This is a genomic window from Parapedobacter brassicae, from assembly GCF_051400755.1.
Lineage (GTDB): Bacteria > Bacteroidota > Bacteroidia > Sphingobacteriales > Sphingobacteriaceae > Parapedobacter.
On sequence record NZ_JBLFFL010000002.1, the window covers coordinates 90,336 to 111,140 of the forward strand.

Here is a 20,805-nt window from a genome sequence, read left to right on the forward strand (position 1 = left end):
TTTTCCCAACGATGAGATGACATGGCAAATGAGGTGAAGGTGCCGATCCTGTTCATGGTCAGCTTCTGGATGACCTGGGAAATGATCGGGGTAGGGTACGCTCAACAGCGATGCGCGAATTCCGGCGACCCGATTGTTCACATCACGTTCGGCAATGCGGATTCGCCGATGACGCGATTGCAGGAAGGCACTACCGATTACCAACTATACCAGGGAGGAACCTCATTTATGCGTCCCAATCAATATACCATTACCCATGACGCGCAGACCGCTGGACAAGTATTCCACCGCTTCACGGACCACACCGGCGATCAGGCAGGCGGCATGCTGCTGGTCAATGCGGACTATCAACCCGGTGTTTTTTACACCGAGGTGCAGCGCGACTTATGCCCGAATACTGACTTTACTTTCAGTGCATGGGTTATCAATGCCAGTCCACCTGATCTATGCGGGACGGCCGATAGTACGCTAAAGCCCAATGTGCTTTTTGAAATACGGACCTTATCGGGCGAGCAGATCGGAGAATTATCCACAGGGGTGATTGAGGGGCAAGCATCGCCCCAATGGCGGTATTTTGAGGTATCATTTAATACCGGCAACAACACTGACGTGGTGCTGGTCATGCGCAACAATGGCCCCGGCGGATGCGGCAATAACCTGGCAATAGATGATATCCAATTCAGGCCATGCGGACCAGACCTTACGCTTCAGCCGTCTTTGCCGCCTGCCGTTGGTAATACGGTGTTGCTTTGCGCGGGGGTCAATGAAGTGACCCTTGGAAGCAATATCGGTCCGGGGTATGATGTGCCGGTATACCAGTGGCAGGAGCGGTCAGACACCAATGCCGGCTGGGTAGACATCCCCGGTGCAACTACACCCTCACTGACGGTCGGACCGGTCGAAGGCACCTCATACCGGTTGGCCGTGGCAGCCAATGCTGCCAGCTTGGGGAATCCGAAATGCCGGGTGGTGTCGGATGTCATACGGGTGGCTCAAGCGCAGGCGCCACGCTTGCCGCTGATACCCATAGCCCAGTCGCGCTGCCTCCATGACAACCAACCGCTTGATCCGGAAGCATTCACGTGGCCCGATACAGGCCCGTTGACCTACCAATGGTACGAACGCGATGGCAACAGCTGGGTGGCCATTCCGGGTGCTGACGCCAGTACCTTTACACCGCTTCCACCCGAGGCAGGCTTATACGCTTACCAGCGACGGGCGATCAATAGCTGCGGGGTGGATTTTCCGGTCAATGAATTTGAGATTGACGTTCGTCCGCTGGTCGAAGCGTCACTTCGTTTGCCGATGGAGCTGCTTTGCGAAGATGGAGCGGAGCTGCTGCTGACGGGCGGTTCTCCCGAGCTATTCGATGGGCAAGCAGGCCAATACGATGGTCCCGGGGTGGAAAACGGTGTCTTCTACCCCGACCGTTCCGGAGTGGGTTCGCACACCATCAGGTATTCGCCGCCCGCAGGGTCGGATTGCCCAGCGCCTGCCACGGCAACCATTACCGTTATTGAAGCCGTGTATGTAGAACCCATGGCGGATCAGGTCATTTTAAAGGGCGACGGTATCCGGCTGAATCCAAAAACCAACGCCACCCATTTTGCGTGGGAAGGCAGCGACCCCGGACTGAGTGATTACACCAGTGCCGGTCCGCTCGCGGCCCCGTTGCTCACAACGACTTACTCGTTGACCGTCGCCAATGCGGCTGGATGCGAACAAACCACCACCGTGACCGTCCGGGTGTTGGAACCCTTGGTGATACCCAATAGCTTTACACCCAATGGGGATGGGGTAAACGATGTCTGGGAAATCGTAGACCTGGCACAATACCCCAACGCCGTCTTACAAGTGTTCAACCGTTGGGGAAAATCCGTGTTTTTCTCCAAGGGGTACGCCGTCCCGTGGGATGGAACGTTTAACGGGACCTCCTTGCCGGTAGGGGCTTATTATTATACCTTATCCTCAGCTGTGCTGCAACGACCAATACGTGGCGCAATAACCATTTTGCGATGACCATAACAAACCGACCACGTTTGAATTGCCTTGTTGGATTAAGTGCCCTGATCGGCACAATGCTGATTAGCCACTACGGCCAGGCGCAATGCGGTTCCACGGGCGATCCGATTGTCAACATTACGTTCGGGACAAGCGATAACCCCGATTTGGGAGGCGGAACCACCACCTATCTACTTAATGAATACGGGCAGTTGAATGATGGTGAATATAGATTAGCAAGCAACGTTAATCAAGGACGGCAAGACTGGCAAACTTTCAGCGATCATACCAACATCGGACAGGGCATGATGCTGGTGGCCAATGCCAGTTACGAGCCGGGCGAATTCTATCGGATACGCGTATCCGGACTATGCGAAGCGACCCGGTTCCGGTTCAGCGCGTGGATCGCCAGCGCCAACCGCGTCGAGGAGTGCGGCGGCAATCCCATACCGCCCAATGTACGGTTCGCTATCGAAGATCTGGCCGGAAATATCGTCGCCGAGAGCAGTAGCGGAGAAATACCGCCATCTGCTCAAAACCCATGGCGAGAACATGGTTTTGAATTTGATACCGGCGATCAAACCGAATTCTATCTGGTGCTGACCAATGATAATCCGGGCGGGTGCGGCAACGACCTCGCAATTGACGATATCCAGTTCAGGCCCTGTGGGCCACAGATTACGTTGGAAATGGACCCGACGTTGAAGCAAGCAGATACCTTGTTTTTTTGTGAAGGCGCCACCGACCCGATTCACATTAGTAGTGAAATCAGCTCCGATGAGAGCTACGCAACTACACCTGCATTCCAATGGCAGACCCGTCAAAACGGGCAGAATGCTTGGGTGGATTTACCGGGCGAAAATGAGCAAGAGATAAGCATTGCGCCCATCCATGATCAATGGTACAGACTCACCGCCGCCGCGAATACTGATAACCTCAGTAACTTACTTTGCAGGGTTTCGTCCGACTCGGTTCGGATCGCGCAGGTTATTCCGCAGGCAGATATCCCCGGTATCGAAAGGATCGGCCCCATATGCGCTGACGGTGCCATAACCCTGGATCCGCCTGAATACGTTGGGGCAGGTGTGGGTCCCTTGACCTACCAATGGCAGCTCGATGAAGGAAATGGACCGGTTGACATACCGGGAGCTACAGCGAGGGCGTATGAATTTCAGGCCAGTGCACCCGGTACAATCCGATTACTCCGCGGGGCCATCAATGTTTGTGGTCACGGCTTTATAACCGATACGTACGAAGTTGAAGTGATGGAAACCCTCCGTACCACCTTTGCGCTGCCCCAAAACACACGATGTGCCGATGCGGATCCGATGCTGCTTACCGGCGGGACGATAATCAATGGCAACGGCGATCTGCAAGGCGTCTATAGTGGAAACGGCGTTTCAAATGGGATTTTTTATCCGGATATCGCCGGTGTGGGTCAACACACGATTACCTTTTCACCCCCGGCCGGCACCTTATGTGCCGAGTCGTCGGAAGCGATCATAACGGTATATGACACCGTATATCTGGAAGCCATGCCTGCCCTGGTGATGTTGCCCGGACAACGTGTTACGCTGCGGCCACAAACCAATGCCGTGCAATTCCGCTGGAGCAGCGATCGATCCGGCCTCGACGATTATCATACCCAATATCCGGTTGCTTCACCGGTCGAAACCACAACGTACACGCTTACCGCAAGCAACGCGGCGGGATGCGAGCAAACAGGCGATGTTACCGTTATCGTGTTGCAAAACCTCATCGTGCCCAACAGCTTTTCCCCCAATGGTGATGGCATCAACGACACCTGGGAGATCGGTGGATTGGAAGACTATCCGAATGTCGTGGTGCAGGTATTCAACCGATGGGGCACATTGGTGTTTTCATCCCAAGGGTACGCAGTACCCTGGGATGGTCAGTTCAACGGCCGTCAGCTGCCGGTTGGTGCGTATTATTATACGATCTCGTCCGATGTGTTGGAAAAGCCGGTATCCGGCGCAATATCCCTCTTGAGGTAAGAGGGTTGTTGCTCCATATGTTTTTTTTTCGTATCATCGCTCCAAACATCGTCTTATATGGCAAACAAACTGAATAACCCCATATGGGTGATGAGCTCTGCTTTTGCGCAGCTCACGCTTAAGGAACTCATTTCAGCAACCTTGGATATCGGGGCACAAGGGATCGACCTGTGCGTTTTTCGCCGGGATGGAACCCGGCAGGATCACACCGCCACTCACTTGGATTATGATGGTTTCACGGCGGATACCGCTAAGAGTTTATTGGATGATTTCAATGCCGCCAACCTAAGGCTTTCGCTCGGGGCGTTCGAAAACATGATCGGAGGTGATCCCGCGGAACGGATCAAAAATCAAAACCACTTGCTGAAGTTGATCCGGATCGCCCATCTATTGGGCGGCGATGCCAACGACGTAAAAGTGGGGACGTTCGTGGGGTATAACCATGAGCTCGGCGTGGAGGAAGGCGGATTCCAAAAGAACCTCGACGAATATAGGCGGGTGTTTGCGCCCATTATTAAGTACGCGGAAGACCTGGGCGTGACGGTGCTGTATGAGAATTGCCCGATGGAAGGATGGCGTGCGGCATCCTTTACCACCACCTATAACAACCTACCGGGTGTACTCGCCGCGCGTAAGCTGATGTACGCGTTGATTCCCAGCAAGGCACATGGTGAGCTATATGATCCTTCGCATGATGTATGGCAACACACCGATCCTGTGGAGGTGATCGCCCAGAGCGATGTCTCCCGCATTCATCGCATCCACGTGAAAACGACCCGTAACCTCCAGACAAGGGCACGGACCGATTGGGGTGGCATGTATCCCATGCAGGCGGTGGATGCTACCTTGGCTGCAAAGGCCGGTGTGGACATACCTGCCAGTGCGTGGGACCGCCACCATTATGAGGCTATGCTGCCCGGATTCGGCGGATCCGACAGTATGGATTGGCGGGCATTCGTCGACCTGCTTACAGCTAAGGGATTTGACGGGCCATACGAAATTGAAAATGAAGCCAAAAACTCCAAAGATACCGGCAACCTGGCAGCCACGATGCAGGGATACCAAGCAGCCGTTCGATTCCTGTATCCCATGTTGTGGGATCTCGATGAATCAGCCGGCTATGCGTTCCGCGCGTTGCCTCCGCTAATGCAGCCGCAGGTGCGTGATATACCGGTGATGACGATGGATCAGTTGTGATGCGCCGGTTGGATTTCGGCGGTCAGGTGCCGGAATGTAAGCGGAATTTTTCGATCAGTTCGGCGATGTTATCTACCTGCAGCTTTTCGAAGATTCGGGTTTTGTAGGTGCTGACGGTCGATGTACTGAGGTTAAGCGCCTTGGATACCTCCATGATGCCCATTCCTTGCACCAGGTATTTTGCCACGTCCACTTCCCGGTTGGAGAGTTTGTTCAGCGGATTATCCGCTTTCAATACCGATTTTCCCATCGTGAGTGTATTGTAATACAATTCTCTCACCTCCGGACTCATGTATTTGCCCCGTTGGATCACCGCGAGGATAGCCTCTTTCAAGTCCGTTTTCGAGGTGTTTTTGTTGAGGTAACCCGCCGCACCGGCCTGCAGGTACCGGAGGGCATAAAGCGTCTCGTCATACGACGAGAACACCAGGATTTTGATATTCGGTCGTACCATCAATACATGCTCAACCATTTTAATGTTATTGCCGCCCGGCATGTTGATGTCAAGCAGCAAAAGATCATATTGTTTTTCGGTTAACAAGCTGATCATTTCATTAAAATTCTCGGCTTGGGTGACTTTTGCCAATGGCAATGCTTCCTTTACTACAATTGATGTGCCCAGCCTCACGATCCCGTGATCATCCGCTATCAATATTTCTGTCATGCGTCGTGCGATGTTTTTACCGACGCCAGGTAGATGCTGGCGTTCGATTTGTTCATAAGTAAAGATGTTTAACGTGCAAACTGTACAAATATACTTGAAAATGTAATTAGATGAACGTCGTGGGTTAAATTTATCCAATTTGCGGTAAAATTATGTTCGAGGCGGTTAATTTTCGTTAGACCGATCGGCTGTTGCGCGTGCGCTAGGAAAACCCATGCTGAAAAAAAATTTGTTTAAATGCCGAAAATGCGCAATTTAGACCTGAGAATATTTAATTAACAAATTAACCTCTTATTTATGGGAATTTTGAAAGAATTCAAGGAATTTGCCATGCGGGGCAGCGTGGTAGACCTTGCCGTCGGTGTGGTTATCGGCGGTGCCTTCGGCAAGATCGTGACCTCTTTGGTAAATGATGTCATCATGCCGCCGATCGGAGTGATCACCGGAGGCGTTGATTTTGCAGCAATGAAGTATGTGCTCGAACCGGGAGATGAGGCAAACGGTGTAGCAGAAACAGCAATCAACTACGGTAATTTCATCAATGTGATCATCGAGTTTATCATCATTGCATTCTGTATTTTTATGGTAATCAAGGGGCTCAATTCCCTGAAACGCAAAGAAGAAGTAGCGCCGGAAGTACCGGCGGCTCCCACCAACGAAGAAACGCTTTTGGCTGAAATCCGAGACCTGCTAAAAGCAAAACAATAACAGTTTTTTGAATGAGAGGGCGCTGAAAAGCGCCCTTTTTTTGTTTCCGTAAGGAGCATCAAAACGTTTTCGCTACGGATGTGGCTGTCAGTATGATGTAATCACCCAGGTGACTGAATGCCCTCCAGTTTGGATTGGAAAGGCCTTCGTGTGGGAAACACGAAATGTTGGAAACCGACATCCGGGGTGCATACTTCCGCAATTGGGCGATCGTCCCTAATTGTTCGTCACTGTGAAACCGCCCATTGATGTGCAGGATCTTGTTAATGGATTTTCTCTTTTTGAAGGTGCGGATCCGAAACGCCATGGTCGCATCCCACAGGTTCTGGCTTTGGTAGATCTTTAAGTTTCCCATGCCCTCATGGCCGCCCATCAGGTCGGCAAACTTCTTATAATAGGGTCCGGTGAGGGTATCGATGGGTAGGGGAGCCAGCAGTGCTTGAGCCGTTTTGTCCAGCGCCTCCAAGCTTTCCAATCCCTCACGGGTCACCCGGTTGGTATAGCGGCTAGGCGCGTTTGCCGCCAATACCGGTATCTGATGCGCCTTGGCATACTCCACCATCGGATGGTAGTCGTCATAATTGTTCCATAGTACGGCGTCTTTACGCAGGTTTCGCTCCGTGATCAGTCCGCCAAGGTATTCATCCAATACCAGCTGGTCATCGCTGACAAACATTTCCATCGATAAGGCAACCCCGGGATACCGTTCATCCATCGCTTTCAATAGCTCATGTTGCAAGACATGGGCTACCGAATCATCGTGCTCTTCGCCGAAGAACACCACTTCAGCACCGCGCAACGCATCGGCCAGCTGGGGCAGCGTAATTTCCTGCTGTGTCCGGGTATCGTACACCCGATAACGTGTACTATCCATCTGCGCAGCGGCCACTACCGGCAGCAGCATCGGCAGATAGCAAAGCATCGATGTTGTCATGTTGCGAAGATAACGGTTTCTGCCGCTCGGCGCATAGAAAAAAATGCAGGATAAATTTGATATTTATAGGATTAACCCGTACATTTGCGCTCTCATTTCGGGGATATAACAAACATTAGCTATTAAGCGTCATGAAGAGAACATTTCAGCCGTCGCTACGGAAAAGGAAAAATAAGCATGGATTTAGGGAACGCATGAGCAGTGCCAATGGCCGTCGTGTATTGGCTGCGAGGCGTGCAAAAGGCCGGAAACGCCTAACCGTATCGGACGAAGGCCGTCATAAAGTCTAATAACGGTATTGCCGGTGACTGCTTGAATCCGGAGCCTTCAACCGGTTTCGTGTACGTCATCGACATGAAAACAAATAGATTTCCCAAAGAAGAACGATTGTGTAGCAAAAGGTTGATTGACGACCTTTTTCACAATGGTTCTTCTTTTTTTATTCACCCCTACCGGATCGTGTTCCTGCGGGTAGCGGGATTGACTCCCAACGTACAGGTGTTGTTTTCTGTACCCAAGCGCCGTTTTTCGCTTGCCGTACACCGAAATCTGTTGAAGCGGTGCATGAAAGAGGCTTACCGACTTCAAAAAGGGGAATTGCTATATCCCGCCCTTGAAAACCAGCATGATGGTCTCGTATTCGTGATCCAATATGTCGGTAAAGAACTGCTGGATTATCCGATGATACATTCCCGTATGGCTGCCGTATTGGAAAAGCTAGGGGAGCTATGCACGTCAGGAAACGATACATCATACCGATGAAGATGTTTACGTTCATTTGGGAGAAGTTGGTCAAAGCGGTAATAGGCAGCATTTTCCTGGTACTGATCAAGGCCTATCAGCTATTGCTGTCACCCATGCTGGGGGCTTCCTGCCGTTACACGCCGACCTGTTCGCAATACGCGGTCGAGGCCATACGTAAGCATGGGCCTTTCAAGGGTGGTTGGCTCGCCCTTAGACGCATCGCCCGATGCCACCCCTGGGGAGGGCATGGGCATGATCCCGTCCCCTGACCCGTAACTTCCCAATCACCCATCACCCATCACCAACCACCACTCACCATTCACCGAAAATCACTACCTTCGCGTCCATATATGCCCAAACACGTTATCCTGCAAATCGAAACGGCCACACAAGTATGTTCCGTGGCCTTATCGGCCAACGGCGATCCGTTAGCATTTCGCGATATCGACGAGCCCAACGTGCATGCGTCGCGCCTCACCCTGTTGATCGCCGACGTGTTGCGCGAGGCAAGCCTGACCTTCGCAGACTTAGCTGCCGTGGCGGTAAGCAAAGGTCCCGGATCGTATACAGGCCTGCGCATTGGGGTCTCCACGGCCAAGGGATTGGCTTACGCGCGGGATTTGCCGTTGATCGGCATTGATACCCTCGCTGCGATGGCCGCCGGATTTGCCGCTGAACATGCGGCGGTGGATGCCGATACCTGGCTTTGTCCCATGATCGATGCCCGGCGCATGGAAGTGTATTCGGCCGTCTATGACCAGCAGCTCCGGCCCGTCAGCGCCACCCAAGCCACCATCATCGATCACGCATCGTTTGATGACCTCCCGCCGGAGCGCAGGATCGTCCTGTTCGGCAGCGGAGCCGATAAATTGGCAGCCTTATTTGAAGACAGTCATCACGTCGCGGTGGTACCGGGTTTCAAAAACTCAGCCCGTTACCTAAGTCGCTTGGCTCATCAGGCATTCATGCGTAAAGACGTGGTAGACGTCGTCTATTTCGAGCCCTATTACCTGAAAGATTTTGTAGCGACTTTGCCAAAGAAGTAAAGGATTTTTGCCAAACTCGGAGCCGCGCTATCCTCCTAACCCCACCAACGATTCAGGCGGCTTGCGGACGAAACCTCGGAATTGGGAGCAACGCGAACCGATTCCAGTTTCGGAGCATCCGCCTGAATCACTCACAACCACCCCTTCCGTTTGAACCAAAAATAGATGGCCACGGCAATGCCGACCATCACCACCATCACGGCCGGATAGCCGTAATGCCAGTTCAGCTCCGGCATGAAGTCGAAATTCATTCCATAGATGCCGGCGATGAATGTAAGCGGCATAAAGAATACAGAAAAGACGGTCAATACCCGCATGATCTCATTGGTGCGCTGCGAAGCGATGGAGAAATAGACCGACAGCAATTGAGCCGTATTTTCAGAAAGGTTATCAAATAGCGTCTGTATACGGATGTACAGGTCGCGGAGGTCACGCGTATAAGCATCGCGCCGTCCCGGCGAATCGATGTTGTCGACGATTTCGTACGACAGCAGCATCAACCGGCGTATCACATCAATCTGGCGTTTCACAAAATACAGGTCCCGCAGGATCGCCGATTTGCGTTGCTTCAAAAACACCTGTTCTTCATAATCATCCAACGACCTGGACAAAGCGAGGCCGGGTTGTTCAAACGTCATGACCATTTCCCGGACAAGCGCGTAGAGCAGGTGCAACGTCGACCCGCACCTGCCCGTATCGATGCGTTTGGTTTTGACTACGTTTATCAGGTCATATTCAACGCGGTGTACCGTGATGAGGTAATCACCATTAAAGAAGATGGCAATTTTATTGGTCAGCTCCTGGATGGTGTCGGCCTCCTGTTCGGGATTGTCTGCCATGACCCTGAAGATGACGAAGGTGTAATTGTCGAACAACTCATATTTGGGCAAATGATCGGGCTGCATGCAATCTTTGATAGATGCCTCATGCAGGGCGTATTCACCAGCCACCTGCTTGATCTCCTCATCGCTCGGTGCCGATAGGTCGACCCAATCGAATCCGTTATTCTTTTTGGATGCCAGCAATTGAATCATTGGTCAATTATTTTGAAAAAGCACACTGCCGAATGTCTAAAAAAAACTTCGTTTTTACGCTGTTTTTTGTAATAAAAATCCTTTTTTTGTTAACAGTAACACGGTGTCGCGATACGAAATAGAACTACATGCCAGTAACAGTCATCCGAAAAGAGAAAATATTCCAACCCGATGCCAGTCGGGTGATCGCCAGATTCCTTTACACGGGCGAGGAACGGGCAAAGCGGTTGATTATGGCCGTGATGGCCATGAGCAATGAACAGCAGCGAGAAATACTCAGTCAGGTGTTGCGCAAGTATTCCAAACGCCACCGCAGTCTCCAAAAGATTTTCGCCAATCATTTCAAGCGCCTGGTGCCCGTGATGGAGCGGATGGAGATCGACGATGCCAAATTGCCGGAGCATTCCAAGCAACTTATCGGGTCCTATTTCACGATGGAGTATTCCATTGAGGCTGCGGCTTTTTTCAACCCGTCCATCATTGAGCATCCCGACCAGAGCTCGCTTTCCCGCGGTCAGCGCCGGGTGATCATCAGTTTCAGGGCCACCGGAGAGGGGCATATCTCCTCGATCGTCTTCAGGCAAGGGGTATTGGATACCGATATGGACATTGATGTGGAGCCCCCCGGAAAGATGCTGGAAGTGCCCGAGCATGTGAAAAACCATACTTATCACAAAAAGACATTCCTCCGCAAATTACGGGAAATGTGGAGCGATAGCGGGTACCGTAATGACGAGGCAGATGGGATCATCAGCGAACAGCTGCCGGATACCTTCACCTATGAGGAACTGAAAGAGGCGATGAAGGCGGTACAGGAAAAGCTGGAGCCCCGGCAGGATAACCTGGCATTTTTGCAGGAAGTGTGGTGGCTGGCCTCTTCTCATTACGAAATGACGTTTTCGGCAGATACCTCGGTATGCGAGCGGGTTATTTATCCGATCGCCGATACCGAAAAGAACGGGATCGAGGATGCACGGTTCGTCCGCTTCATCGGTGAAAAAGGAGCCGTGACCTACTATGCCACCTACACGGCGTACGATGGCATATCCATCCTTCCTAAACTGTTGATGACGAAAGATTTCCGCCATTTCCAGGTCATGCCGGTACACGGCTATATTGCCCAAAATAAAGGCATGGCGCTGTTTCCACGTAAGGTCAACGGGAAATATGCCATGCTGTGCCGTATCGATGGGGTAAACAATTACATTGCCTATTCGGATACCATCAATGTTTGGCGCGAGGCAAAGCTGATCCAAACGCCGAACGAACCTTGGGAGTTGGTGCAGATGGGCAACTGCGGTTCGCCGTTGGAGACCAAGGCAGGCTGGCTGGTGCTGACACACGGGGTAGGACCGATGCGTGAGTACGTGCTCGGTGCGTTGCTCCTCGACCTGGAAAACCCCGAGCAGGAGATCGGCCGTTTGAAGACCCCATTGCTCGTGCCCAACCGCAAAGAGCGGGAAGGTTATGTGCCCAACGTGGTGTATTCCTGCGGGTCATACATACACCTGGGGAAGTTGATCATCCCGTATGCCATGTCAGATTACACATCGACATATGCTGTGGTGGACGTAGAGGAACTGTTGGCCAAGCTGCTCGATCAGGGCCATGCGTCAATCCAGTAGGATGCGCCGGTAAACGTCGATATAGCCATCCACCATCTTCTCCATCGAAAACATGCTCTTAGCCCATAGGGTACTGGCCGTTCTCGAGAGCCGGGAAAGCCGGGCAATTGCCGATACCGCCTCGTCCACGTCCGACACCAAAAAGCCGGTTTGACCATCGATCACCAGTTCCGGCATTGATCCCCTGTTGATCGCCACTACCGGCGTGCCGCAGAGCATCGCCTCCGCCACGCTCAGTCCGAACGGCTCATCAAAGCCAATCAGATGCAGCAGCGCAGCAGCATTGCCCAGTAGGCGGTTTCGTTCCTCCGGTCCCACATTGTCCACGTATTGGATCCGATCACCGTCGATATGAGGCGATACGCTCGTCATGAAGTAATCCCGATCCTGTATCAGTCCCGCTAGGATGAGCCGGCGGCCCGTCCGCCTGGCCACTTCAATCGCCAGATGAGCTCCCTTCTCCGGATGGATACGTCCAAAGTAGAGCAGGTAGTCGCCGGGATGTCCAACAAAGTCAAACAACGACGTATCGACGCCGTTGTACACCGTGGCCATGTAGTGCAGATCGGGCGACCGGTCCGAATCGCTGATGGACACATAGGCGCACCGATCGTTATATCGCTGATATACCGGGACGATTTTAGGGGAAGAGAAGCCATGGATGGTTGTCACCATGGGCGTGTCGATCAACCTCGAATACGTGAGCGGCAAGAAGTCAAAATGATTGTGGATGATGTCAAACTCCCGGGCGGCTTCCATCACCTGACTGATGTGCAGGCACTCCTCCACTTTCGGATCCAATGCAGGGGTTTCAGCATAGCCCGTTGGTGCAGTATGCCGGTGTTTTCCGGCGGTAATGGAATCTCCCGTGGCAAAAAGCGTCACATCCAGCCCCTTCTTCACCAGTCCTTCGGTGAGCGTGGACGCAACCTGCTCCCACGGTCCATACTTACTGGGCGGTGTCCGCCAGGCGATGGGTGCTAATACTGCTATTTTCATGGATTTCCTCCGTCTCCAGCAAGACAAGGCGCGAAATCAAGTATGCCAGCGTGCTTTCAGCTCCTTGATTCCGATTTACACCATCCTTCGCCAGTCCATCACAACAGCCGCCGGTTTCAGCGTCATAAAGACTCATGTGCAGGTCATTTTCGCCTAAGAACCACCTGAACGCTTTGTGTGCCGACCGCAGGTAATGCGGATCGCCCGTATAGCAGTATACCTGAAGGAAAAGCAGGACAGTGGCCATAACATCCACCGGTTGCTGATCAAAAAGCGAACGCACCCCATTACGCTTGAACCACTCCTCGTTGCCCACGATGCTCAAGTGCCCTTTGCCCATGGTGTGTTCTTCCAGAAACACCGTACTCTCCAACCCAATGCCGCGAAACGTGTCGTCATTGAACAGTTCGCCCGCCCGCAGCATCGCCAGCGGCAGCAACGCGTTGTCGTAAGCCAGCAGCGATTCAAACCAATGCCAGTCGTCGCGCCGATGGATGTTATATTCATCAAGCAGCCGCAGCGCAAGTTTACGGGTCAGGTCCGTCATGCCGTCATCTGTGGGATGACCCTTGAGGTAGTGGTATAGCCCGAGGATGGTATTGGCGATGCTGCGAATCGACCGTAACTGCTCAAATTGCGGCACAGCCTTGAAGAACAGTTGACGGGCCACTTGAACATAAGCGTCCTTTGGCGCATGCGTCATGGCATAACCAATTGCCCAGATGGTGCGGCCAAACGCATCTTCCGATCCCACGTCATCCAGGAAATGGCGGTCAAATCCCATAAAATTGCGGAAGGTGCCGTCATCGTTCTGCGCGTAGTGGATATAGGCGAGGTAGGTGGGCATATAACGCAAGGCTGTTTCATCCTTGATGGCGCGATAGGCCATCAGGGTCATCAACAGTGCCCGCGCGTTATCATCCAGGCAATACCCCTCGTGGTAGTTGGGGATGCCGTAGGTGGCATGCTGGAAAATACCGGTACTATCCGTGAGCCGCATCACATGGTCAAACCGCAGCGGCGGCAATGCGCTTCGATCGAAGGCCGGTGTTTTGTTCATTGTTTCTGTTGTTACGCCTATAGACTATATGATGAAACTCCAGAAATGACAATTGGTTTGATTTCTGGGCAAAAAAATAAGGCTGCCGAAAGGCAGCCTTACACCAGTTGCGCGTGTAAGCAAGCAATTATTTCTTCTCCTTGTCCTTGGCGTATTCCGCATTCAGGGCAGCAAGTACTTCGTTGGTGATTTCCAGACTTTCATCGGCATATAATACGGCCGGATTAGCAGCAGAGTACGTCAACACGAATTTGTATCCATTTTCCTTTGCGTGCTTTTTCAGGTAATCGGTGATCCTGCCATACAGTTTCTCGTTTTCAGCAGCCTCTTCCTGCGCAAAAGAAGTGCTGGCGTTTTGGTTATGGCGGGCCAGCTCATCCTGTTTGCGGGCCAAGCGTTCTTCCGTGCTTTGGCGGTCTGCCGCACTCATCGTGGGCGCTTTTTGCTGGTAGTCGGCTACCTCCCGTTGAAACGCATTGCTGCGCGATTGAAGGTCTGCCTGAGCCTTTTTTGCTTTGGCCTCCAGGTTGGTTCTGATCGCCTTGAAATATTCATATTTCTCCAGCAGCGTGTCGGCGTTGACATACACGATTTTTTCGAGGTTGGCTTCGGTAGAATCTCCCGCGGCGGCGGCTGTAGTCGGTTTTGATCCCTGATTGTTGCAAGACACCACTGTGGCGGCCAGCAGCACACATATACCAGCTTTTGCAATAAATGCGAATGCGTTTTTCATACGTTCTTTATTCATTTTCTTAATCAATGGGCAAACCTAAGATAAAAATCCCATATTCCGCGATTTTCAATCGTGAAATTTCGATATGGCTATCGAAGGAGGACCGTTGGTTCGGCGATGCGCGTGCTGTGATTCGCACCCCTTACCCCCTTGCTTTTGCCGTACTTTTTTTGTACCTTTGGGCACCGAATTTCAAAAACGATAATGAGCGAAGAAAACAAGGACAGATCAACTTATTCAGCAGATAACATACAAGTATTGGAAGGATTGGAGGCCGTGCGCAAACGGCCTTCCATGTATATCGGTGATACAGGCGTCAAAGGCCTCCATCACTTGGTGTATGAGGTAGTCGATAACTCCATTGACGAAGCGGTCGCCGGTTATTGCGACGACATCCAGGTCATTATACACAAAGACAATTCCATTACGGTTGATGATAACGGCCGGGGTATCCCCACCGGTATCACCAAGAAAGAGAAGAAGTCGGCCCTCGAGCTGGTCATGACCGTGCTCCACGCGGGGGGGAAGTTTGATAAAGACACCTATAAGGTATCCGGTGGCCTTCACGGCGTGGGGGTATCCTGCGTCAATGCGCTGTCGACCGTATTGATAGCCGAGGTGCATCGCGAAGACAAGGTGTTTACGCAGGAGTACCACAAAGGGAAGCCCCAGTATGACGTCAAGGAAGTGGGAAAGAGTGAACGTACAGGCACTAAGATTACGTTTCACCCCGACCCCGAGATATTTACCACCACCACGGTGTACAATTATGATACGCTGGCCAGCCGCCTGCGGGAGTTGGCGTTCCTCAACAAAGGGATACGGCTTACCTTGCTGGATGAACGGGAGGAGCAGGAAGACGGCTCTTTCATGAGCGATGTATTTTATTCCGATGGCGGATTGAAGGAGTTTGTCAAGTTTCTTGATGGCACCCGTCAGCCGCTGATTCCCGAGCCCATCCATGTGGAAGGGATCAAACAGGGGATTCCGGTAGAATTGGCGTTGCAGTACAACGAAACCTACTCCGAAAATGTGCACTCCTATGTCAATAACATTAATACCATCGAAGGCGGTACGCACGTAGCGGGGTTCCGCAGGGGACTTACCCGCACGCTAAAGGCTTATGCCGACAAGTCGGGCCTCCTCAAGAACATGAAGGTGGAGATCACGGGCGACGACTTCCGCGAGGGACTTACCGCCGTGATTTCGGTGAAGGTGGCCGAACCGCAGTTTGAAGGGCAGACCAAAACCAAGCTGGGCAACAACGAGGTGATGGGTGCTGTGGACATGGCTGTCGGTGAGATTCTCAACAACTACCTCGAAGAAAACCCCAAGGAGGCGAAGACCATCGTCCAGAAGGTGATCATCGCCGCACAGGCCCGTGCTGCGGCCCGCAAGGCCCGCGATATGGTGCAGCGCAAAAATGTAATGGGCGGCAGCGGGTTGCCCGGCAAACTGGCCGATTGCTCCAACAGCGACCCTGTAAAGTGCGAGATATACCTCGTGGAAGGGGACTCCGCGGGTGGAACGGCCAAGCAAGGGCGCGACCGCGAGTTCCAAGCGATACTACCCCTACGGGGTAAGATCCTCAACGTAGAGAAAGCCATGGAGCACAAAATCTACGAGAATGAGGAAATCAAAAACATGTTTACCGCACTGGGCGTCAGTATCGGTACGGATGACGATGCCAAAGCGCTCAACCTCGACAAGCTACGCTATCACCGCGTCATCATCATGACGGATGCCGACGTGGACGGTTCGCACATCACCACACTGATCCTCACCTTCTATTTCCGTTACATGAAGGAACTGATCGAAAATGGCTACGTGTACATCGCCACACCTCCGCTATACCTGGTCAAGAAAGGCAAGGAGCAGGAATATGCCTGGAATGATGACCAGCGGGATATTGCCATCCAACGCCTAAAGGGCGGTGGCAAGGAAGACAGCGTGCACGTGCAACGCTACAAAGGTCTTGGTGAGATGAATGCCGAGCAGCTTTGGGACACGACCATGAACCCGCAAACGAGGACACTGCGTCAGGTCACCATCGAGAATGCTGCGGAATGCGACCGGATTTTCTCCATGCTCATGGGCGATGAGGTGGCCCCCAGAAGGGAATTTATCGAGCGCAATGCCAAGTACGCGAAGATCGATACATAGGAGCGGGTATTTCGATCAGGAAATGCTAACATGACCATCGTGGTAGGAATGTTGATGATTTCACTGGTAGGATCGGGGTTTACTTCTTCGCCGTTTGCTCTTTAAACCGATTGATATCTTTCAGGATGCTGTTCGTATTATTGCCAAATTCGGCTATCCAGCCAGTAGGTGTAGCAAAACCTGCTTCTTTTCCTAGGGTAGCCATGTCGTCGGTCACATGGAATGCTTCCAGTATGATGGTAGGATAGAACGCTTTGTCCGTAACCTGTACCTGCTTGCCAGCCCAGTTAGTTGACAAGTAGCGTAGTGACAGCGTAACGATTACAATGGCACCCTGGGGCAACTGCTGGCTGCTTGACCAATTAACCTCGACTTCTTGGTTGATGTTTTTAAAATCGAATACCTTTCTGTCGATGATCCGGGCATATTCTTCGCGGAAGTGAAAAGTGGTGATTGCGATTTTTCGAATGGCGCATCTGCATTGAATTTAAATCCTTTCAATGGGTCGAGATCGGCATCGTGAAGATTCCGCTCACCGATATCCTTTTCCGACGTGCGGATACAGGCTGCTACAGCGGCTGTTAGCCTGGCCGCCATTTTGCCGTCAGCTTCCTCATACACGCCCCTGAAAACACGGCGAAGTACTTTGGCCTGCGCGCTGGCCAGTCCAAACTCCATGGCATTCAGCTTAGTGGCGTAGGTTTGCTTTACACGGGCCGGGGCGATTTGCATGACTTGTTTATCGCCCAGTTCGCGATAGACGATGTTATTGATTTTGCCTCGGATTTTTCCATTTTTGTCTTGTATGGCCATAAGTAGATTGTTTTGTTTTTTTGTTTGAGATTCTTAACTTAGCTATTCCGGCTGATTTGTCTTTACTCCGTTATCTTGCTCTGCACCGTATACGTAATCTGGCTATACTTAGTCCTTACCTCATTCGCCATGAATCAAACGAGAAGCCGTGGTGTATCCGTGGTGAGTCTAGGTATTTAACGTAAAAAGTCGGATTCACCTTGGACTCATGTCGGACTCACCCTGGACTCACTCCGAAGAAGGTCTCAAGAAGGCCCCTGCTTGGTGTAAAGAATGTTTTGTCAACCATAAGTGGAAGATTTAATTAGTTCAGTTGCTTATCGGTAGATTAACCAAATATAGCGACCTGGCTTGAGAAAAGCAAATATCGTTCATAACTTTACATCACGGTTCGTCACCACCCATTGGTTATTCAGAATCTTATATGTTGAGTAAGCGTGTTTTTACGTTGCTATGTGTCATCGGCATTGCCGTGAACGGGATCGGTCTTTTTACCGGAGTAATGATGATCGATGGCGCGCTCTACGCGCTCATTGCCAAAAACATGGTGCTGGCTGGTAATTATGAGTTTCTCACGCTTCATGGTTTCGATTGGCTGGATAAACCCCATTTTCCCTTTTGGTGCACTGCGTTGAGTTATCGAGTTTTCGGCATCGACGATTTTGCCTATAAATTACCCGCATTCGTTTTCTGGCTTATCGGGGCGTTATATACTTATTTGCTGGCGCGTAGGCTGCATGGAGGGCATGTAGCACGCATTGCAGTGCTCGTTTATCTCAGCGCACTGCATCTGTTGGTCTGCAATTCGGCGGTGAATGCCGAGCCATACCTGACGGGAATGATCGTTGCCGCAATTTACCATTTCCATCGCGCATATCGGAATAATACATTCCATCAGCTCATACTTGGTGCGTTGTGGTCCGCGGCTGCGGTGATGACCAAAGGCATATTTGTATTAATCATTATCGGCGGCGGTTTTATCGTCCTTTGGCTGATCCGGAAAGAATGGAGGCAATTCCTCAACTACAGATGGTACCTAGCTGTTGCCCTGTTGTTGGTCTTTATCCTGCCCGAGCTGTGTTGCCTGTACAGGCAGTTTGACGCCCGGCCGGAAGTAGAAGTATTCGGGCAGAAAGGTGTCTCCGGTATCCGATTCTTTTTTTGGGACAGCCAGTTTGGCCGTTTCTTCAATTCGGGTCCAATAAAGGGCCACGGCGATCCTTTTTTTTATCTGCACACAACCTTGTGGGCTTTCCTGCCATGGTCGCCGCTGCTGCTGTCTGCCGCTTACTTTTCCGTTGGCAGAAAGACGAAGATTGGGCATCCCTTGGTGTGGGGGACGGTCTCGGTGGCGCTGTTGCTGTTTTCTGCCTCACAGTTCCAGTTGCCACATTACCTCAACGCACTTTTTCCGCTGATGAGTATCTGGGTGGCCCAGCTGCTTACGCGCATGGACCGCTTGCCGGCCGGTGGCGTCATGCACCGCATACAATGGTATTCGGGCTTGTTGATCGTCGTTTTGCTCGGTGTGCTGAGCTTTCTTTTTCACAGCTGGGACTGGTGGGGATATTGCGCATTTATCGCGATTGCGGGAGGGCTGGCGCTGGTTTTTACCCGTCAGGTATCGACCAACAATACCCTTTGCGTGAGCTATAGCGTAGGCCTCCTAATAGGTATGTTCTATGGAGGATACCTGTATCCGGGACTGCTGACGTATCAAAGTGGCGATCGTATGGCCCATTTTATCAATACCCGCATTGCAGGCGGAGGATGGCCGGACCACATTTACGTGCTGGACTATGAAATAAATAACTTTACGCTTGGTTTCCAAAGCGATGTACCGTTACAAGCCATTCGTTCCGGTGAACAATGGGAGACAATAGGTGATGATTGCTGGCTTGCGGTAAATACCGAGCGTATGAGCGAAATACCGGATCGGTATAAGGTTGAGATGGTGGCTTCGTTTTCCGGTTACCGCGTCAGCCGGCTGACACCGAAATTCTTTTATTACCGTACCCGCGGTGCGCAGCTTGGCCAGTTCCATTTGGTTCGGCTGAAAAGACGATAAGTTGTGAAATAATTGAAAATATTCCTTTCCATGTTGGAAAATTTTCAATAGCTTTGGGCATGGCAATGATGACAAAAGAGACGAACACTAAACCATTTACTAAGGCATTCAAATCGCTGGATGTGGCCAATGAAGCTGCTATTTTCTTTTCGGCGCGAGAAGGGGTAAGTCCGGCGGTGTTCTACCATTTTGCAAAGGCGGCACAGTTGGCTGAAAAGGAGTTGGCTCGTCTCATCAACCTTTCTGCGCGTACCATAGGCAATTACCAGGAAAAGCAGAAGCCGCTAGCACGCGTGGAGAGCGAACATCTATTGAAGCTTATTGCGCTTTACGAAAAGGGAGAGTTGGTGCTTGGCAATGTATCCGAGTTCAATCATTGGCTGCGAAAACCTTTTTGGAATCACGACGACCGCCCGATCGATTGGCTCGATACGCCGTCCGGTGTCGATTTGGTGATGGCTGAATTGGACCAAATGGCACATGGGTACGTGATATAGTGAGGCCATGTTACTGTACCGGATTGCTTTCAAGGCATTCAGCCAAGCTCTTTTTGCCCCGGGGATCGCTGGGCGCTGGAACAGTACCGGAAAAAAAGTGATTTACACAGCCGAATCCATACCGCTGGCCTTTCTGGAAAGCATGTTGCGCAGACAAGGTAGTGGATTCAACAGGGACTTCAATACGATGACGATTGAGGTGCCCGACGGGGTCTCCATGACCGTAATTGGACCGGATGAATTACCCAATGGCTGGCGGAGCACACGTGACTATCGCATTTGCCAACAACTTGGGGATCGCTGGTATGATGGTATGGTGTCGCCGATACTTAAAGTGCCTTCTGCGGTCTTGCCCGATGCGGCTAATTATATACTGAATACACTCCATGCGGATTTCTCAAAAATCAAGCTGTTGAGGGTCTCCGATTTGATTCCGGATGATCGTATAGAATCGTTGTTGAAAAAGTAAGATAATACTATTGTGATAACCATTAAAATCAATAA

The 20,805-nt window shown here is 51.6% G+C and carries 21 protein-coding genes; 13 read left to right on the plus strand and 8 right to left on the minus strand.

Features of this window, described 5'->3' with window-relative positions:
• Positions 1-21 precede the first annotated feature (21 nt).
• The 3 genes from ACMGDE_RS05955 to ACMGDE_RS05965 are packed head-to-tail and all read left to right on the plus strand — an operon-like array spanning position 22 to position 5,213.
• Complete coding sequence (locus ACMGDE_RS05955) at positions 22-2,019, plus strand: T9SS type B sorting domain-containing protein (protein ID WP_436831851.1); 1,998 nt, start codon at positions 22-24, stop codon at positions 2,017-2,019.
• A gap of 20 nt (positions 2,020-2,039) precedes the next feature.
• On the plus strand, positions 2,040-4,016 hold the full coding sequence (locus ACMGDE_RS05960; RefSeq protein ID WP_436831852.1) for a T9SS type B sorting domain-containing protein: 1,977 nt from the start codon (positions 2,040-2,042) through the stop codon (positions 4,014-4,016).
• A 57-nt stretch (positions 4,017-4,073) separates the two neighbouring features.
• A complete protein-coding gene (locus ACMGDE_RS05965) occupies positions 4,074-5,213 on the plus strand; it encodes a sugar phosphate isomerase/epimerase family protein (protein WP_436831853.1) in 1,140 nt (379 codons plus the stop codon).
• Positions 5,214-5,235: 22 nt separating this feature from the next.
• Here ACMGDE_RS05965 and ACMGDE_RS05970 read toward each other — a convergent pair whose 3' ends face one another.
• On the minus strand, positions 5,236-5,877 hold the full coding sequence (locus ACMGDE_RS05970) for a response regulator transcription factor (RefSeq protein ID WP_436831854.1): 642 nt from the start codon (positions 5,875-5,877) through the stop codon (positions 5,236-5,238).
• Between the two features lie 297 nt (positions 5,878-6,174).
• On the opposite strand from ACMGDE_RS05970, the gene mscL reads away from it, so the two are divergent.
• Positions 6,175-6,585, plus strand: a complete 411-nt coding sequence (mscL, locus tag ACMGDE_RS05975; RefSeq protein ID WP_436831855.1) for a large-conductance mechanosensitive channel protein MscL — start codon at positions 6,175-6,177, stop codon at positions 6,583-6,585.
• Between the two features lie 58 nt (positions 6,586-6,643).
• On the opposite strand, the gene ACMGDE_RS05980 is transcribed toward mscL, so the two are convergent.
• Positions 6,644-7,519 carry a ChaN family lipoprotein gene (locus ACMGDE_RS05980; protein WP_436831856.1) on the minus strand — a complete coding sequence of 292 codons (876 nt, stop codon included), beginning with the start codon at positions 7,517-7,519 and terminating at the stop codon, positions 6,644-6,646.
• A gap of 131 nt (positions 7,520-7,650) precedes the next feature.
• Between ACMGDE_RS05980 and rpmH the strand changes: the two genes are divergently transcribed.
• From rpmH to tsaB, 4 genes are all read left to right on the plus strand, one after another.
• Complete coding sequence (gene rpmH, locus ACMGDE_RS05985; RefSeq protein ID WP_436831857.1) at positions 7,651-7,809, plus strand: 50S ribosomal protein L34; 159 nt, start codon at positions 7,651-7,653, stop codon at positions 7,807-7,809.
• Between the two features lie 64 nt (positions 7,810-7,873).
• Entirely contained in the window at positions 7,874-8,281 is a 408-nt protein-coding gene (locus ACMGDE_RS05990; protein ID WP_436831858.1) for a ribonuclease P protein component, read from the plus strand.
• Entirely contained in the window at positions 8,278-8,532 is a 255-nt protein-coding gene (yidD, locus tag ACMGDE_RS05995; protein ID WP_436831859.1) for a membrane protein insertion efficiency factor YidD, read from the plus strand. Before ACMGDE_RS05990 ends, yidD begins: the two co-directional genes overlap by 4 nt.
• 81 nt (positions 8,533-8,613) lie before the next feature.
• Positions 8,614-9,309: a tRNA (adenosine(37)-N6)-threonylcarbamoyltransferase complex dimerization subunit type 1 TsaB gene (gene tsaB / locus ACMGDE_RS06000; protein ID WP_436831860.1), complete on the plus strand. Its 696-nt coding sequence runs from the start codon at positions 8,614-8,616 to the stop codon at positions 9,307-9,309.
• A 131-nt stretch (positions 9,310-9,440) separates the two neighbouring features.
• Here tsaB and ACMGDE_RS06005 read toward each other — a convergent pair whose 3' ends face one another.
• Complete coding sequence (locus ACMGDE_RS06005; RefSeq protein WP_436831861.1) at positions 9,441-10,343, minus strand: magnesium transporter CorA family protein; 903 nt, start codon at positions 10,341-10,343, stop codon at positions 9,441-9,443.
• A 128-nt stretch (positions 10,344-10,471) separates the two neighbouring features.
• Between ACMGDE_RS06005 and ACMGDE_RS06010 the strand changes: the two genes are divergently transcribed.
• The gene (locus tag ACMGDE_RS06010; RefSeq protein ID WP_436831862.1) at positions 10,472-11,968 is read left to right on the plus strand and encodes a glycoside hydrolase family 130 protein; all 1,497 of its coding nucleotides are present in this window, start codon (positions 10,472-10,474) and stop codon (positions 11,966-11,968) included.
• Here ACMGDE_RS06010 and ACMGDE_RS06015 read toward each other — a convergent pair.
• The 3 genes from ACMGDE_RS06015 to ACMGDE_RS06025 form a co-directional block, all read right to left on the minus strand.
• Positions 11,957-12,967 carry a glycosyltransferase family 4 protein gene (locus tag ACMGDE_RS06015; RefSeq protein ID WP_436831863.1) on the minus strand — a complete coding sequence of 337 codons (1,011 nt, stop codon included), beginning with the start codon at positions 12,965-12,967 and terminating at the stop codon, positions 11,957-11,959. The genes ACMGDE_RS06010 and ACMGDE_RS06015 overlap by 12 nt on opposite strands.
• Complete coding sequence (locus ACMGDE_RS06020) at positions 12,918-14,027, minus strand: hypothetical protein (protein WP_436831864.1); 1,110 nt, start codon at positions 14,025-14,027, stop codon at positions 12,918-12,920. Before ACMGDE_RS06020 ends, ACMGDE_RS06015 begins: the two co-directional genes overlap by 50 nt.
• Before the next feature lie 127 nt (positions 14,028-14,154).
• Complete coding sequence (locus ACMGDE_RS06025) at positions 14,155-14,760, minus strand: OmpH/Skp family outer membrane protein (RefSeq protein WP_436831865.1); 606 nt, start codon at positions 14,758-14,760, stop codon at positions 14,155-14,157.
• 204 nt (positions 14,761-14,964) lie between these two features.
• On the opposite strand from ACMGDE_RS06025, the gene gyrB reads away from it, so the two are divergent.
• Positions 14,965-16,923: a DNA topoisomerase (ATP-hydrolyzing) subunit B gene (gyrB, locus tag ACMGDE_RS06030; RefSeq protein WP_436831866.1), complete on the plus strand. Its 1,959-nt coding sequence runs from the start codon at positions 14,965-14,967 to the stop codon at positions 16,921-16,923.
• A gap of 79 nt (positions 16,924-17,002) precedes the next feature.
• On the opposite strand, the gene ACMGDE_RS06035 is transcribed toward gyrB, so the two are convergent.
• Together ACMGDE_RS06035 and ACMGDE_RS06040 are read right to left on the minus strand one after the other, a co-directional pair.
• On the minus strand, positions 17,003-17,221 hold the full coding sequence (locus tag ACMGDE_RS06035; protein ID WP_436831867.1) for a hypothetical protein: 219 nt from the start codon (positions 17,219-17,221) through the stop codon (positions 17,003-17,005).
• Between the two features lie 23 nt (positions 17,222-17,244).
• Positions 17,245-17,736 (minus strand): hypothetical protein, encoded by a 492-nt coding sequence (locus ACMGDE_RS06040; RefSeq protein ID WP_436831868.1) that lies wholly within the window; start codon positions 17,734-17,736, stop codon positions 17,245-17,247.
• Between the two features lie 424 nt (positions 17,737-18,160).
• Here ACMGDE_RS06040 and ACMGDE_RS06045 point away from each other — a divergent pair, with 424 nt between their 5' ends.
• The 3 genes from ACMGDE_RS06045 to ACMGDE_RS06055 are packed head-to-tail and all read left to right on the plus strand — an operon-like array spanning position 18,161 to position 20,770.
• Positions 18,161-19,804, plus strand: coding sequence for an ArnT family glycosyltransferase (locus ACMGDE_RS06045; RefSeq protein ID WP_436831869.1), 1,644 nt, complete (start codon positions 18,161-18,163; stop codon positions 19,802-19,804).
• A gap of 59 nt (positions 19,805-19,863) precedes the next feature.
• Positions 19,864-20,301 (plus strand): Xre family toxin-antitoxin system antitoxin, encoded by a 438-nt coding sequence (locus ACMGDE_RS06050; protein WP_436831870.1) that lies wholly within the window; start codon positions 19,864-19,866, stop codon positions 20,299-20,301.
• Positions 20,302-20,308: 7 nt separating this feature from the next.
• Complete coding sequence (locus ACMGDE_RS06055) at positions 20,309-20,770, plus strand: RES family NAD+ phosphorylase (RefSeq protein WP_436831871.1); 462 nt, start codon at positions 20,309-20,311, stop codon at positions 20,768-20,770.
• Positions 20,771-20,805 lie beyond the last annotated feature (35 nt).